We start from the raw sequence: 15,146 nt of genomic DNA, 5'->3' as shown, positions 1-15,146 counted from the left end.
ATATGAGAGTTTTAGTAACAGGCGGCAGCGGCAAACTGGGTAGAGCCACGATCAAGCATCTGGTTGAGAGCGGCCACGACGTCATCAACGCGGATACGATCGCTCCGCCAGAAAACCTCTGCCCCTTCGTCAAGGTCGATTTCGAGGATATGCGCGCCACGATCGAGGCGATCAGTGGCTTTGATTGGGACCACAATCGCAACACTGAAGCCGTCGTCCATCTGGCCGCTGTGCCTATGCCGGGGCGCGTTGCTCCTGCGGATGTTTTCCGGGTCAACACCATCTCGACGTTCAATGTTTTCGAGTCATGCCGCTTGCTCGGCATCAAGAACATCGTGTGGGCGTCGAGCGAGACCCTGCTCGGCATTCCTTACGAGATCAAGCCTGACTATCTGCCGGCGGACGAGAATTATCAGTCGCGCCCGGAAACCTCCTATTCCCTCTCGAAGCATCTCGGCGAGGAGATGGCAAAGCAGTATTGCCGCTGGGACAGCGAGCTCAAGATCGTTTGCCTACGCTTCTCCAACGTTATGGACGAGAGCGAGTATGCCGACTTCCCGGCCTTCGAGCAGAACCCGGGCAGCAGACGCTTCAACCTTTGGACCTATATCGACGCCCGCGACGGGGCACAGGCGATCCGTCGCTCGCTCGAGTGGAGCGGCAAAGGTGCCGAGGTGTTCATCATCGCAAACGACGATGGGGTCATGACCACCTCCAACGAGGAACTCGTCAGGAGGTGGTATCCGGGGGTCCCGTTCAAGAAGCAGATCGGGAACAACGAAACCTTGCTGTCCATCGACAAAGCAAAGAGCGTTCTCGGATACCAGCCTGAACATAGCTGGCGAAAATATGTAGGCTCCTGAGAAATCAGCCAGCTTGAAGGGAAAGAAAATGCCGACCAGGAAACAGACAGCACCGGTCTCAGAGATCAAAGAGGACGCCTTCGCGAAAACAATGACCGCGACAGCGCACCTTCGGTTGCGCCAGCTCATCCTGGATAACAAGTGGGCGCCCGGTTACCAGGCGACCGAACAGGAAGTCGCCTCCCAGTTGGGAATGAGTCGGACGCCCGTGAGGGAGGCGCTCATGCGCCTCCAGCAGGACGGACTTGTTTCGGTTATCCCGAGGCATGGAATGCGGGTCCTGCCGATTTCTATTTCTGACATGAAGGAAATTTACGAAATCCTGACGTCGCTGGAGAGTACGGCTGCAGAGCTGGCCGCCAGCCGCCAGCTTTCCGAGGATCAACTCCGGGGTCTCGAAAAGGCTACCGCCGATATGGACCATGCGCTTTCGCAAGATGACTTGGAGCGCTGGGCGCAGGCGGACGCGAGATTTCATGAGCAACTGCTCGAACTTGGCGGCAACCAGATGCTCAAGTCGGTCGTCCTCAATTTCATCGACCGCGCACATCGCGTCAGGATGGTGACGCTGAAGATGCGTCCTAAGCCCGTCAACTCAACCCGCGAACATGCAGAACTCGTGCAAGCAATCCGCGAAGGCGATCGCGAAAAGGCACGAAACATTCACAAGGCGCACCGGGAGCGGGCAGGCAAGGAACTGCTCGACCTCCTCGAGCGCCTCGGCCTCAACCACCTCTAGGACAGGTTTCAAATGTCATCGTTGAACAACACTCTCAAGATCGCAGTCCTTCCCGGCGACGGGATCGGCAGGGAAGTCATGCCTGCCTGCATGGAATTGATCGACGCCGCCGTCGGCCAGGCGGGCGCGCCACCGCTCGTGTTTGAGACGCATCAGGCCGGTGCGCAGCACTACGCGGAGACCGGCCAGGCCCTGCCCGCCGCCGCGCTCGAGGCCTGCCGGACATCCGACGCAATCCTCTTCGGCGCGATGGGCTGGCCCGACATCCGCTTCCCGGACGGGACGGAAATCATTCCGCAGCTCGACCTGCGCATGGAGTTCGGCCTGTTTGCAGGTGTCCGTCCGATCCGGTGGTTTCCGGGCCTTCCGAAAGTGCTGTCCGATCCTCGCGCCGAAGGAATCGACTTCGTGCTGGTCCGCGAGCAGACAGAAGGCCTGTTTTATGCGCGCGGGCGCGGCGAGGTCCTGAACAACCAGGAGGCCTACGACACGATGCAGATCACGCGGGCCGGCACCGAGCGCGTTACCGAATTCGCTTTCCAGCTCGCCGCCCAGCGCAAACGTCGCGGCAAGCCCGGCACGGTGACCTGCGTCGACAAGGCGAATGTCTTCAGTTCGATGGCTTTCTTCCGCAAGGTCTTCGATGAGATCGCTGCAAAGCACCCTGAGTTGCACAGGGACTATGCCTACGTCGACGCGCTAGCGCTCAACATGGTGAAGAAGCCCTGGACGCTCGACGTGCTGGTGACAGAGAACATGTTCGGCGACATCCTTTCCGACCTTGCGGCCGGCCTGATCGGCGGCATGGGGATGGCCCCTTCGGCGGACATCGGTGATACCCACGGCCTCTTCCAGCCGGCACACGGGACCGCTCCCGATATCGCGGGTAAGGGCGTCGCCAATCCGGGCGCAATGTTCCTGTCAGGAGCGATGATGCTCGACTGGCTAGCGGTAAAGCACGGCGATCAGCGGCTTGCTGACGCCGCCGGGCTGATCGAGGCGGCGGTCGAGCACACCTTGTCGACAAAGATCGCGGTTCCAATGGAGTATGGCGGAAGCGCCAATTGCGCGGAGATGACGCGCAGCGTGATCGGCGCTCTGGGTGCCGTCCGCGAGGAGGTCGCATGAGTTCGGCATCCACAGGCTTCGTCGTGGTCGTTGAGTTCGTCGTTCGGAGCCAGTTCGCCGATAATTTCCATGCGGCGATAATCGAGAATGCGGCGACGTCGCTGCGCGACGAACCAAACTGCGAAGTGTTCGATGTCTGCCGCGATCCTGAGCGGCCGGAGCGCACCTACCTCTATGAAGTCTACGGCTCAAAAGCCGATTTCGACTTCCACCTGAAGACGCCGCACTTCCTGAGCTTTGATGCGATGGTTCGAGACTGGGTGGCCGAAAAGCGAGTGGAAACGTTCGAGCGCGTTTCGTCCCACAAGAAGGAGGGCGCTAGATGACCAATAGCGTCAAGGCCATTGTCTTCGACACGTTCGGCACGGTCGTCGACTGGCGGGGTTCAATCATCCGCGATCTCACCGGCTGGGGCGCGACGGAAGGCGTGGAGATCGACTGGCCCGGCCTCGTCGACCGCTGGCGAGACCGTTACAATCCCCAGAAAGCGCGGGTGCGCAGCGGCGAGTTGCCGTGGACGAACCTGGACGAACTTCACCTCGATGCCTTGAAGGCAGTGTTCGCAGAGATGGGGCTGGCCGAACTAGACCACGACCGGATGATGCACGTCAACAAGGTCTGGCATCGCCTGGACGGCTGGCCCGACGCATCGCGCGGGCTACACCGGCTGAAGTCGAAGTTTATCATCGGCCCGCTGTCCAACGCCAATGTCGCGATTCTCGTCAACATGGCAAAGCTTGCCGACTTGCCGTGGGACAACGTGTTCTCCTGCGAGCTTTTCCAGCACTACAAGCCCGATCCGGAGACCTACCTCGGGGTCTGCAAACTCCTTTATCTGGAGCCCGGGGCCGTCATGATGTGCGCTGCCCACAACTACGATCTTGCCGCCGCGCGCAGCCTTGGCCTTAAAACCGCATTCATCGCACGACCCACCGAATACGGCGAGGGTCAGACGACCGACCTCACAGCCGAGCAGCGCTGGGATTACGTCGCCGACGATCTCGAAGACCTCGCCCGACAACTCGGATGCTAGAAGAGAGAAAGACAATGCAGACATACAAGATGTTCATCGACGGCAAGTGGGAAGACGCTGCCAATGGAGATACGTTCGAGACGAAGAACCCTTTCAACGGGCAGACCTGGGCCGCTATTCCGAAGGGCGGCAGGGAAGATGCGGAACGAGCAGTCGAGGCTGCGCACCGCGCCTTCACGAGCGGTCCGTGGCCGAAGCTCACCGCGAGCGCCCGCGGACACCTTCTTCGGCGTCTTGGCGACCTGATCGCCGAGAAAGCGGAGCATCTCGCGACGATCGAGGTTACGGACAACGGCAAGCTCATCAACGAGATGCTGTTTCAGCTCAAGTACATCCCGCAGTGGTACTACTACTTCGGCGGGCTGGCGGACAAGATCGAAGGAGCGGTCATCCCGATCGATAAGGCGGACACCTTCAACTTCACTCGTAATGAGCCGCTCGGCGTCTGCGTTGGGATTACGCCGTGGAACTCCCCTCTCCTGCTGCTCGCCTACAAGCTGGCACCGGCACTCGCCGCAGGGAACACCTTCGTGGCAAAGCCCTCGGAGTTCACGTCTGCTTCGACCCTTGAGTTCGCAAAGCTCGTCGAACAGGCTGGCTTTCCCGCGGGCGTCTTCAACGTCGTCACAGGGTTCGGCGCGGATGTCGGCGAGACGCTGACGACCCACAAGTACGTCGCCAAGATCGCTTTCACGGGAAGTGAAGGCACCGGGCGCAAGATCGGCGAGCTTGCAGCGCGCAACTTCAAGAAGGTTACGCTTGAACTCGGCGGCAAGAGCCCGCACATCGTCTTCGACGATGCGGAGATCGACAATGCCGTCAACGGGGTGATCTCCGGCATCTTCGCTGCCACCGGTCAGACATGTATCGCGGGCTCACGGTTGCTCGTGCAGCGAAAGATCCACGACCAGTTTCTCGAGAAGATCGTCAACCTCGCAAAAACGGCGAGAATGGGCGATCCGCTATTGACGTCGACGCAGGTTGGCCCCGTGACGACGCCGCCGCAACTCGAGAAGATCCTCGGCTATATCGACATCGCAAAAGGCGAGGGCGCCGAATGCGTTCTCGGTGGGGGGCGGCCGGACAATGCCGAGCTCTCCAGGGGCTGGTTCGTCGAACCTACGATTTTCTCCGGGGTCCGAAACGACATGCGCATCGCGCAGGAGGAGGTCTTCGGCCCGGTTCTGGCGGTCATCCCCTTCGACAGCGATGAGGAAGCCGTGCATATTGCCAATGACACCAATTACGGGCTGGCCGCGGGCTTCTGGACCCAGGACATGCGTCGTATCCTGAAAGTTTCGGCCGCCATCCAGGCTGGCACGGTCTGGGTCAACACTTACCGCGTCATCAGCTATATGTCGCCTCTTGGAGGCTACAAGCACTCCGGCATCGGTCGCGAGAATGGCATCGCGTCGATCCAGAACTACATGCAGACGAAGAGCGTGATGATCTCGACCGCTGACGACGTCGCCAACCCCTTCATCATGAGGTGATCCGTGGTGGCCGCCGGAAAGTTGCTGGTCGGCTGCGTGGCCGACGATTTCACGGGAGCGACCGACGTCGCGAACATCTTCGCGCGCGCCGGCCTCAAAACGACGGTGCTGATCGGCGTTCCTGAAGACGACCGGGACATTGACGCCGACGTGAGCTCGGCTCTAATGGGCTCGCCCGGGCTACGGCACGCTTTGAAGCCGGCGAACGCTGCGAGACATTGTCACTGGATTCCCAGTCTCGCTCGGGCCCCAAGCTCTGATACGGAAACTGAAAGGACGTCTCCCTTTTCCGCGATACGCACCAATAGCGTCATCGCAGAAGCCACCCGAACAACGTCAATCCCGATCCGCGGCGCGGCTGACCGCTTCTCGCTTCGCGATCTCCTGACGGACCTGCTCGAGTTTATTGAGAATGCCGTCATAGCTGATATTGCCAAGCGGCAGTCGCAGAGGCTTGTCCTCGTCATGAGCGACATTGACAATCGCCACGGCCGCCTTTGCCGGATCCCCTGGCTCGTTGCCGACGTTCTGTCGGAAGGACGCGCGCTGGCCACCCGCCGTATTGCCGTAATCGGCGATTTCACCGTCCGGTGGTACTTCATGTGCTGAGTTGCCAGCCCAATCCGTCGCAAACGGGCCGGGCTCGATGAGGACGATGTCAATACCGAGCGGCTGCAATTCCTGCGAGAGCGATTCAGAAATAGCTTCCACAGCGAACTTGGACGCGCAGTACCATCCGACAGCCGGAAAAGCTCGGATGCCTCCGACGGACGAGACGTTTATGATGGTACCTGAGCGCCGCGCCCGCATGGCAGGAAGAAACGCATTGGTGACGTTGACAAGACCAAAAACGTTTATCTCCATCATTCGTCGAATTTCCGCCTCCTGGCTTTCCTCGACCGCAGCGAAATAGCCAATCCCAGCGTTGTTGAAGAGGAGGTCGATGTGGCCAAAGCGTGCTTGGGCAGCGGCTACGCTGTGCTTGATCTCTTCGGGGTTGGTGACGTCGAGTTGAATCGCCGCGACGCCTTCGGGAGAAAGTGCCACAAGGTCTTGAAGCGCTTCGACGGAACGAGCGGTTGCGGCGACTTTATCACCGCGGCGAATGGCTTCCTCGGCGACAGCGCGACCGAAACCGCGGGATGCACCTGTGATGAACCATGTTTTCATTTGCTAATACTCCACATTGCTGAGGTGGTGCCGCTACCAGCGACGCATCAGCGATATGGGTTGGATTTCGATTTGGTTGAGATCACATGACATCATCACTGCGTTGAGCTAAGCTCATCTGCAATCCACAAAAGCCGCGCGACGCGTGCGTTGGCCGGCGACAATTCCGCAGACAAGGCAGTCGTCGCACGGCTCTATGACCAGTTCGGCTTCAATAGGAAATGATGTAGATCTTTGGACAATGCGGAACTGTCCGCTGGCGCGCCATATGTTCTACCGCCGGAGTCGGTTATTATGTGCAAATGTCCGTGGATCTGACTGAATCCTGTTGCCCTGTCTGTGGGCTTTTGTGGCCTCTTCTTAATGAATTCCAAAATCGAGAGCAATCCAATGTCCCGACCTCTTTCGCTTCCGCGCGACCGGATTTCCGTACTTCTGCTTGAAGGGATCAGTCAGAGCGCGGTGGACTACTTTTCGTCATCAGGCTACGTCAATCTCACGCATCTGCCGAAGGCTCTGGATGACAAGGATCTTAAAAGTCATATAGCCGAAGCACATATTGTGGGAATTCGCTCACGCACATATCTGACAGAGGAAATCTTCAGATCGGCTAAGAAGCTCATGGCCGTCGGCTGTTTTTCTGTGGGGACAAATCAGGTCGATCTGGATGCGGCCCGCCGACGCGGGATACCCGTGTTCAACGCTCCCTATTCAAATACGCGCTCGGTCGCCGAGCTTGTGATCGGTGAGATCATCATGCTGACCAGGCGGATCTTCCCGCGTTCGGCTTCGGCTCATGAAGGCGGATGGGAAAAATCTGCCGTCGGCAGTCGTGAGGTTCGCGGGAAAACGCTGGGCATCGTTGGCTATGGCAATATCGGTTCGCAGCTTGGCGTTCTTGCGGAAAGTATGGGCATGAACGTGCGCTATTTCGATCCCTCGGACAAGCTTCGCCACGGCAATACAGAATCGATGGCGACGCTCGGGGCACTGCTCGAAATCTCAGATTATGTGACGATGCATGTTCCAGAGACCAGTTCAACGCGAAACATGATCACTGAGGCTGAACTGCGCCGAATGAAAAAGGGAGCCGTTTTTATCAACAATTCCCGCGGGACCGTGGTCGATCTTGAGGCGCTTGCGACGGTTTTGAAAGAAGGGCATCTCGCAGGCGCGGCTGTGGACGTGTTCCCGAAAGAGCCGGCATCCAATAAAGAACTTTTCAAGACGCCGCTACAGGGTTTGGACAATGTAATTCTGACGCCACATATCGGCGGCTCAACCGAAGAAGCGCAGGAGCGCATCGGAGGGGAAGTCTCAAGGAAGCTCGTCGAATATTCGGACGTCGGTTCGACGCTGGGCGCGGTCAATTTTCCCCAGGTTCAACTGCCTCCGCGACCGAACGGCACACGTTTCATCCATGTTCATGAAAATCGCCCTGGCATCTTGAACAGTTTGAATATGATTTTTTCGTCCCGCGGACTAAATATCGTCGGCGAATTCCTGCAGACCTACGGCGAGATGGGTTATGTGGTGATTGAGGCCGAGAGCATTGGCCAGAGAGCGGGTGACATCCTTGATGAAATTCGCCAGATTCCGGGAACGATACGCGCTCGATTGCTTTACTAACCCGGTGGATTGCGCGTCATTTCGCTTTGGCCTAAACGTTTGCGAATTTGCGACTTATGCTGGCGCTATGTCCGTTGTCGATTCATTGGTCCGCGATCTCTGGAGGCGGACCGGTGGTCGAAGAAGAACTGGCCGTAAGCAGCGTCCCCTGGCACGTTGGCTGAAACTCGTTGATTGTCGTCGGAGATTTCGGCCATCAACACATCGCAAGTTGCGCCACATGTCATCGTCGCCTTTACATGCACTCCCAGCATCTAGCCCACTATGCAAGTTGACCAGGGTCGAACGCCCATTCAAATGCGTAGAGCAAAATCAACTCGGCCCCACGTTCACCGTTCAAATCGCTCCAGCATTTTTCTTAACTGCGCGTTTTGCAGCGTTAGCTTTCTCGCCAGCTGCCCCCTGAGCACCCTGATCTCTTCATCGAGCCTTATCTCCTCTGCAATGTGTGCGATCTGGGATACGGGCGAAACGTTCGCAACCGCTACCGCTTCCTTGCTGCGACGTCTTTGCTTTCGCGGTGCCACTTTGACAGTTCGCCTGATCTGCGTAGTATCATCATGTGCAGCGGTGACGTCGATACCAGTACCGCCGGATAAAGCCTGATTAGCGGCCTGCCCAATTTTTGCTGCACCGCGTTCGACCCTATCGCGGGCACCGTTTTTGGCTTCATCCGAATGCACCGGCTCTACGGAAATTGCAGCGGCTTGACCATGACGAGGTAGCTCCTCGCTAACCGGTCGATCAGCGCCATTCACGCTCTCCTCGGCAGGCGCTTCAGTCGGACCGGAAATAGGCAACGCCACCGACGTAACCTTCTCGTTCGAGCCGCTTTCTCTTTTTTGTTGGCGTCCAGGTGAGATCAGACGGGCAAGAAATTTCCAGGGAGACGCCATCTATCCGACCTCGCGATTTATCCCGCAAGCAGGCAGTGAGTTTTAGTTCCGGCAACAGCATTCACCGTTGCCAAATTGTATCTCTCGATAAGCATGGAAATGCGGCCGGCGATTGACCAGCCGCTTTTGTCAATCGAGCTTGAGCCGTTTGCGCAGATCGGCATTTTCAGCGCGAAGTTTTTCAGCCAGAAGCTTGCGCAGTCGCTGATTTTCCTCTTCCAACTGCAGGAGATCCGCCATCTCATCGATCGCCGTCATCGGCGCGACCGGCGCTGTCTGCACAGCCTTTGGAGTGCGGCGCACAGGTGCGCGTTTGGCGCTCGCCGTAACTTCGATCACCTTTGCCTTGCGCCTTCTCCTTTTCACACCACCGGCGGCGACCAGAGCAACTGCTGGCTCTGCCGCAGCGTCAGCTGACGGCGTCTCAAGTGCCGCGGTTTTCTTGGCCCGGAGTTTGCGCTGTTTCTTCGGCGCAATAGGCGTTTCGACAACGGTCGGCACATCGGCACTGGTTGCAGTATCAGTCTCGTCGGCCATGCTTATCTCCTGTGTGTCTGATGCAGTTGTCGACGGCCCGAGAGGCGCTGTCAACAACGGCTCGACCTGATCTGCTTTTGGTAAAGACATTTCGCAGTCGGATTTGCCACTCTGAGAGCTACCCGACAGAAACGGCATTGCCTCTTCCTCCAGGTCGCGAGCGACGGATTTCAAATCAACGTTGCCCCAGATCGAGTTTGACCTATCGAGTTTTCGCCTGCCGGTTTTGTACTCGACGGCAAAACTGCGTTGCACTTTTTTCAATACAAGAGGCCTTGGAGAATCCACGGGATGGTTTGCTGATATGTTGGTACATCACGAATAGCGCCTACCGGACCACGCGTCTATACCTACCGTCATAACCGGTCCACCCCACCATTTCGGGAGCAGAATATGTGGCCAATCGAATGGGGCTGATGGCGGTCCATACTGAAAGGAAGCGGCGACCTGTAGTTTGTCCGAGACATACATAGGTTCCCGACGATCCATTATGCGATCCTAGACGCACAAATCGGAAACAAACACAGCACAACGCTCGTGTCAGCTGCAATGCCGAACTTCCTTAAGGGATGAACCCCACCCAACTCCATCCAATTGCGCTCAGACTCCAGCCGCAGCCGATTCCGACGGTTCGGCTCACCATTCTGAAGCTTCAAGTCTGCGCGCCCATTGGCTTGCCGCATTCGCGGCCACCCAGCAAGCGAGCGTGCGAGGGGACGCGTGCCTCAGGGCGAAATTTGGCTCCCTCGGCGGGTCCAAGGTGGCTTGCGTGTCGCCCTCAAAGAACGGAACCAGCCAAGGTAGGCGCCCTTGAGAGGCTATTTTGCCAGGCGATGTCGATTGAGCGGATGGGCGGCAATCAAATCCAAAGACTTCACATGTAAGGCCTTGGTTCTGAGTGTGGGACTTGGGCCGTCGCTTGACGCCGGCTTAGCTTTTGGGGGGAATGATGAAGGTCGCGCTGCTTAACGCCGGAACAATGCCAGCCCTGCTGAATCGCCTTATTGGCGACCATGATGAAATCCAGATCGCAGTAGCTTGGGGATACAATGGGAAACTGGCCGATCGATTGATGGAAAACAAGGCGAAATTTCGCTCCGTCACCTTCGGTTTAAACGGCTTTGCGACCTCACCCGATCTTGTTGAGCGGCTAATCGGCACCAAGAATGCCTTCATCGCCAAAGCAGACAAGCGGATCTTCCATCCCAAGCTCTATTTGTTTCGAACCGGAAGTGAAGCTGAAGCCATCGTCGGAAGTGCCAATTTCACGAAGGGCGGCCTCGGCCTGAATCACGAGGCTTGCCTGCACATCGAAGGCTCTGCCAACAATGAGATTTTCGACCAGATACAGAGTGAGCTTTCCGGCTATGATGCACTGAAACAGCCTGTCACCAAGATACTTGCGGATAGCTATCGTCGACAATTCGAGGCCGCTCGAAAGCGGCGCGGCCAGCGCGACCCAATCCTTCCCGACGACAAGAAGAGCGGGAAGGGGCTCATCTCGTCCTTGGCCATGATGAGTTGGGACGAATTCGCGCGGACCGCAAAACTCGACCCTCACCATCATTTCAAGCGCCGCATGAGACTACTTCGCGAAATTCAGCGCCTTTTCGCAAGTGCCGGCCGGTTCTCTGACCTTTCAGTGACAGAATGTAAGGGGATCGCCGGCACGCTCGGCAACGCCGAGAAGGAAGCCGTAGGCCTTGGGGGCCATGATTGGGGCTGGTTCGGCTCGATGGGCGGTAACGGCGACTTCGCCGGTCTAATAGCGAAGCAAGACCGCCAGCTTGGCGCGGCCTTGGACTGCATCCCCCGGAAAGACCCGGTAATGCTGGAGGATTTCACGGAATATTGTCGCAGATTCCGCAAAGCGTTTGTGGATGCCAAAGCCCATCACATCGGCGAATACCCTACCGCGACGCGGCTTCTCGCCATGAAACGTCCGGACACGTTCGTTTGCGCGAACGGGAAGAACAAGGCCAATTTGGCGAAAGCCTTAAATTTCGCCCCGACAACACTTGCGTTGGAAAATTACTGGGATCGAGTCATTGTGCCGATCCAGTCATCGCCTTGGTATAACGCACCGCGCCCAGACGGGGATGATAGCGAGTTGTGGGATTATCGAGTCGCCATGCTTGACACGATCTATTACGACGAACATGCCTGACCACGCTTACCTCAGCATCCTGACGGCCATGCCGGACATCGATGGCCACCCCGCCCCAAGTCACCTGTGGGGTTGATGTGAGTCGCTTCACCTCCTCCTTCGCAATCTCGACACCGGTCGAACAGGGCTTCGCTCAGTCCGACTGCAATCGGGAAACTGATTGCACCCACAAAATACCGCGCCGTCACGATTGCGGATTTCGATGATCTGGCCCACTAGGCAGGTAGGACACTGGCGTAAAACAGCCCCCTCGGTCGTCTCGAAGCGGACCTCAGCGCCCGCGATCTCGCAAAGTTCGCGGATGTATCGTGACGGCTGGCGGCTGTTGGTGACGATGTACACGCCGCGGCTGGCGCGTGTCAGCGCAACGTAGAACAGGCGCCTTTCTTCGGCGTAGGCAAACGTTTCGGGGCGGGGTATCACCAGATTAAGAAGTTCGTCGTCTTCGACCCGGCTCGGCACACCGTAATCGCCTTCGCTGACATCAAGCAGGATCGTATAGTCTGCTTCGAGTCCCTTCGCCCGATGAAACGATTGGCCGGAAACCTCGATGTTTGCAAAGGACGGTAGGGTTCCTTGAAACGGGTCAACGTGATTGTATCGCCACAGCACCAAAACCTTGAGCGTGGTGCCTGGTGCACTCCGCCATTGCGACGCAATATCTTCCAAGAACGCATCAAGCCGCTCGAGAATGCGATGACAGGCCAACCCGAAGTCTGGCCTGCCACCTTTGCCATCGATGGGTATCACCCGTATCGAGCGAGGTACCGCAGCACGTATCGAATGCACCGATTTCGTGATCTGTTCCGGATTCCGTTGGACGAACTTCGCGGCCGTCTCCGCAATGAGCTGGTTGCACCGATAGGTCTGCTCAAGGCGCCCCTGCCAACTGGCTCCGAAATTCGCCTCGAACTGCATGAAGATCGTGATGTCAGAGCCAGCGAAGCGATAGATCGACTGCCAGTCGTCTCCGACCGCGAACACCTTGCTGAACGCCTTCTGCTGCTTGAGCGCCTTGATAAGGTTGGCCCGCGGCTCGGAAATGTCCTGGAACTCGTCAACAAGGATCAGAGAATACGGGCTTTGATATCGGCCGGTCCGGACCAGACTTACAGCATCGGCGATCATCGAGTCGAAATCGATCCGCTGGGATTCTTCGAGTCTCCGGGAATACCCTTGCGTGATCGTCCACACGACGCGCGCATAGAGCTTGCCACGCTCCTTGTCGTGCAGGGTCTTGGCGCGCTCGAGCAGCATTTCGAGCGTCAGATGACTGGCGCGGATATGCTTGATGCAGGTGGATATAAGCTTGTGATAATGCTTGATCACGACCGGCTCGAGGGCCTTAGTGATTTCTTTATAGCTCTTGCGCTCGAAGGGCATGGCGCGCCGTGCCAGTTCCGCTTCAAGAGTGCTGAGCATCGTCTCGCTGCTGGCCTGCGCCGAGGTGGTCTCGAAAAAATCGATCTCTTTCCGGCGATACGCCTGCCGTTTGCTGTCGGCGTGTTGGACATAATCTGCGAAGGGCGAGGTGCCGTCGGCGTTGAGCGCAAAGTGCTCATGCACCGTGTCGGTCAGCGGATAGTAGAAATCGGGATGCAGGTGTCGAAAGGTGCCGTCCTCATTTTCGATCTTGATCTGCCGCTCGTATTCGAACGCGACGGAGTGCAGCCATAACCAGTTGGCGATCTTCTGTTCCTGCAACGATTTGACGGTCACTCCGGAAAGCGAACCTATCGTAGCGGCGCCCTTCCTGATGCGATCCGACACGTAGCGGCGAAAATCCATCTCGACGTCGAAAACCGCGGCCGGCATGTCTGCTTTGGGATGGACCACAAGCAGGTCGCTCCACAATCTGGCAAACTCCAGATCTGTCTCGACAAGGCCTCGGATGATCTCTTCTATTACCTTGGTCTCGCCGCCAGGATGATCTACCCAGTTGGCAAGCTGGGGCGGGCGTCCCTCCACGTCTTCTATTATACCGCGTCCAAGCGCGTGAAACGTCGTGACGCGGCACTCCAGCGCGCTTTCCTCGACCCCGAGCTGTCTCGCAATCCTGGTCCTGAGTTCATCGGCGGCGCTTTTATTGAAGGCGAGAAGCAGAATCTCGTCTGGTCGATAGAGCTTCTTTTCCAACACATAGGCTACCTTGCCGACCATGGTCGCCGATTTGCCGGAACCGGCGGAGGCAACCAGCAGATTATTGTCGTCCAGCCGGATACAAGCCTCGCGTTGCTGATCGGATAGCGATCGCCCATCGAGATGGTCGAAGAAATGCTGGAATTCAAGCAGCTCAGACCTGACGAACGCTTCATTATAGGCGTGGCGAACGCTCGGGTCGGTCAGCATTGCGAACGAAGCCGGTAAAGACTTCTTGAGCCCGACCGGCATGAGTTGTGGATCGAGAAGCGGATGAGCGAGCGCCGCGGCGGCATTGCCGGGCACGCTCGTGATAGCCTGTCCAAGATCGGCTTGCGCGAGATATTGCCGGTTGCCTGCTGTGATTTCTCGAAGTTTGGCATCGACATCGAGCAAGCGCTCTCTCTCGTTGCCGATGAGGCCAAAGAGGTAGGCGTTGATGAATGCATGAACGTCTGCGACTAGTTGTGCCGCAGATTCACCCGTTAGCCCTGACAGGGTTTCCGTTCTGTTGCGTGTGCGGACCTCGACGGCATGCCAGAGGAGAGCCTTGCTAGTGGAAACGGATACGATCTCGAGGCAGCGGAACTCTTCGTCGCCATCCTGACGCAGCCGGACGCTTTCAGGTCGCCCCGAGTCCAAGGTCAGCTTCCAGTTTCTTGAAGAGAACAATCTCGCAAGCAAACTGGGGCGATATGTACGCGCCCGGCCAGAGAACAAGTTACTTAGAGCCACATCCGATATGCCCAGAACAGCGATCCTCGGAACCGTGTAGCATCAACATATTGAGATGTTCCAAATCATCGCGAGGGCGGCAACGAAATGGGCGCCGGCCCGATCCTGCGGCTAGCGAGCAATGAGGGGCGGCACATGCCAACTTCAGCCTGCGAGGAATGTGTACGGAGCCTGCCGTCGCTCCAAGTCGAACGGTAAAACATGCAACAGCAAATTATCTGACAGTTTGAACGGCGCCCGCATCATGGGGAAATCCGACACCGCCGGGTAGACGAGGTACATTTCACCAGTACCACCGAGGTATTTTTGCCCGTACGCAAAGAGCTGATAAAAATCAGCTTGGCTCAGCTCGTAGTTTTTGTCGCGATCATTGCTGAGCCGTTGTAAGCGCTGTCCTGCTCCCACCTTCCGGATCATCGCTTGATCATTGATGTTCAACCTCGAAAGAGGGCTTGGACATATGTCGATTTCAGAACTTACGCTTAAAACTAAGGATGAGCCGATACGCCGGTTTGAGGTTTTCACAGGCAATGGCCGTCGTCGCGAATGGAGCGACGATCAGAAGGCGCAGATTATTGCGGAGAGTTGCGAGCCCGGCGTCACGGTGTGCTCTGTGG

At 57.6% G+C, this 15,146-nt stretch carries 13 protein-coding genes and 2 pseudogenes; 10 read left to right on the top strand and 5 right to left on the bottom strand.

Translation table 11 applies throughout. The features are described 5' to 3' along the window. Positions 1-2: 2 nt before the first annotated feature. From B5E41_RS20355 to B5E41_RS32790, 7 genes and pseudogenes are all read left to right on the top strand, one after another. Complete coding sequence (locus B5E41_RS20355) at positions 3-863, top strand: NAD-dependent epimerase/dehydratase family protein (RefSeq protein WP_088395844.1); 861 nt, start codon at positions 3-5, stop codon at positions 861-863. Between the two features lie 28 nt (positions 864-891). Continuing rightward, positions 892-1,602 (top strand): GntR family transcriptional regulator, encoded by a 711-nt coding sequence (locus tag B5E41_RS20350; protein WP_040113969.1) that lies wholly within the window; start codon positions 892-894, stop codon positions 1,600-1,602. A gap of 12 nt (positions 1,603-1,614) precedes the next feature. Beyond that, positions 1,615-2,730 carry an isocitrate/isopropylmalate dehydrogenase family protein gene (locus B5E41_RS20345; RefSeq protein WP_064843701.1) on the top strand — a complete coding sequence of 372 codons (1,116 nt, stop codon included), beginning with the start codon at positions 1,615-1,617 and terminating at the stop codon, positions 2,728-2,730. Beyond that, complete coding sequence (locus B5E41_RS20340; protein ID WP_064843700.1) at positions 2,727-3,056, top strand: putative quinol monooxygenase; 330 nt, start codon at positions 2,727-2,729, stop codon at positions 3,054-3,056. Before B5E41_RS20345 ends, B5E41_RS20340 begins: the two co-directional genes overlap by 4 nt. Beyond that, positions 3,053-3,763, top strand: coding sequence for a haloacid dehalogenase type II (locus B5E41_RS20335; protein ID WP_064843699.1), 711 nt, complete (start codon positions 3,053-3,055; stop codon positions 3,761-3,763). Before B5E41_RS20340 ends, B5E41_RS20335 begins: the two co-directional genes overlap by 4 nt. A gap of 14 nt (positions 3,764-3,777) precedes the next feature. Continuing rightward, positions 3,778-5,256 (top strand): aldehyde dehydrogenase, encoded by a 1,479-nt coding sequence (locus tag B5E41_RS20330; RefSeq protein ID WP_064843698.1) that lies wholly within the window; start codon positions 3,778-3,780, stop codon positions 5,254-5,256. Positions 5,257-5,259: 3 nt separating this feature from the next. Beyond that, positions 5,260-5,340: pseudogene (locus tag B5E41_RS32790) on the top strand (hypothetical protein); the annotation flags it as partial. 252 nt (positions 5,341-5,592) lie between these two features. Here B5E41_RS32790 and B5E41_RS20320 read toward each other — a convergent pair. Then, a complete protein-coding gene (locus B5E41_RS20320) occupies positions 5,593-6,426 on the bottom strand; it encodes an oxidoreductase (RefSeq protein ID WP_064843697.1) in 834 nt (277 codons plus the stop codon). 390 nt (positions 6,427-6,816) lie between these two features. On the opposite strand from B5E41_RS20320, the gene serA reads away from it, so the two are divergent. Next, positions 6,817-8,055, top strand: a complete 1,239-nt coding sequence (serA, locus tag B5E41_RS20315) for a phosphoglycerate dehydrogenase (protein ID WP_064843696.1) — start codon at positions 6,817-6,819, stop codon at positions 8,053-8,055. 329 nt (positions 8,056-8,384) lie between these two features. Here serA and B5E41_RS20310 read toward each other — a convergent pair whose 3' ends face one another. Then, entirely contained in the window at positions 8,385-8,951 is a 567-nt protein-coding gene (locus B5E41_RS20310) for a hypothetical protein (protein WP_088395843.1), read from the bottom strand. A gap of 129 nt (positions 8,952-9,080) precedes the next feature. After that, on the bottom strand, positions 9,081-9,752 hold the full coding sequence (locus B5E41_RS20305; RefSeq protein ID WP_088395842.1) for a transcriptional regulator: 672 nt from the start codon (positions 9,750-9,752) through the stop codon (positions 9,081-9,083). Positions 9,753-10,434: 682 nt separating this feature from the next. Between B5E41_RS20305 and B5E41_RS20300 the strand changes: the two genes are divergently transcribed. Continuing rightward, complete coding sequence (locus B5E41_RS20300; protein WP_088395841.1) at positions 10,435-11,655, top strand: phospholipase D family protein; 1,221 nt, start codon at positions 10,435-10,437, stop codon at positions 11,653-11,655. An 87-nt stretch (positions 11,656-11,742) separates the two neighbouring features. Here the strand turns inward: B5E41_RS20300 and B5E41_RS20295 are convergent, their stop codons facing one another. Further along, entirely contained in the window at positions 11,743-14,436 is a 2,694-nt protein-coding gene (locus tag B5E41_RS20295; protein ID WP_088395840.1) for a UvrD-helicase domain-containing protein, read from the bottom strand. A 237-nt stretch (positions 14,437-14,673) separates the two neighbouring features. Next, positions 14,674-14,946: an McrC family protein gene (locus B5E41_RS20290; RefSeq protein WP_245303122.1), complete on the bottom strand. Its 273-nt coding sequence runs from the start codon at positions 14,944-14,946 to the stop codon at positions 14,674-14,676. A 13-nt stretch (positions 14,947-14,959) separates the two neighbouring features. Here B5E41_RS20290 and B5E41_RS20285 point away from each other — a divergent pair. Further along, positions 14,960-15,146, top strand: a pseudogene (locus B5E41_RS20285) (hypothetical protein); the annotation flags it as partial.

Source organism: Rhizobium esperanzae (assembly GCF_002204185.1).
GTDB lineage: Bacteria > Pseudomonadota > Alphaproteobacteria > Rhizobiales > Rhizobiaceae > Rhizobium > Rhizobium esperanzae.
Note: the sequence above shows the minus strand (reverse complement) of the source record. Positions and strands in the feature narration are given on the sequence as shown.

Bases quoted from the DNA above. Each gene is read 5' to 3' on its own strand.
- B5E41_RS20355 (WP_088395844.1), top strand. From the start codon at position 3: ATGAGAGTTTTAGTAACAGGCGGCAGCGGCAAACTGGGTAGAGCCACG.
- B5E41_RS20300 (WP_088395841.1), top strand. From the start codon at position 10,435: ATGATGAAGGTCGCGCTGCTTAACGCCGGAACAATGCCAGCCCTGCTG.
- B5E41_RS20290 (WP_245303122.1), bottom strand. From the start codon at position 14,946: ATGATCCGGAAGGTGGGAGCAGGACAGCGCTTACAACGGCTCAGCAAT.
- B5E41_RS20310 (WP_088395843.1), bottom strand. From the start codon at position 8,951: ATGGCGTCTCCCTGGAAATTTCTTGCCCGTCTGATCTCACCTGGACGC.
- B5E41_RS20330 (WP_064843698.1), top strand. From the start codon at position 3,778: ATGCAGACATACAAGATGTTCATCGACGGCAAGTGGGAAGACGCTGCC.
- serA (WP_064843696.1), top strand. From the start codon at position 6,817: ATGTCCCGACCTCTTTCGCTTCCGCGCGACCGGATTTCCGTACTTCTG.
- B5E41_RS20320 (WP_064843697.1), bottom strand. From the start codon at position 6,426: ATGAAAACATGGTTCATCACAGGTGCATCCCGCGGTTTCGGTCGCGCT.
- B5E41_RS20345 (WP_064843701.1), top strand. From the start codon at position 1,615: ATGTCATCGTTGAACAACACTCTCAAGATCGCAGTCCTTCCCGGCGAC.
- B5E41_RS20335 (WP_064843699.1), top strand. From the start codon at position 3,053: ATGACCAATAGCGTCAAGGCCATTGTCTTCGACACGTTCGGCACGGTC.
- B5E41_RS20340 (WP_064843700.1), top strand. From the start codon at position 2,727: ATGAGTTCGGCATCCACAGGCTTCGTCGTGGTCGTTGAGTTCGTCGTT.
- B5E41_RS20350 (WP_040113969.1), top strand. From the start codon at position 892: ATGCCGACCAGGAAACAGACAGCACCGGTCTCAGAGATCAAAGAGGAC.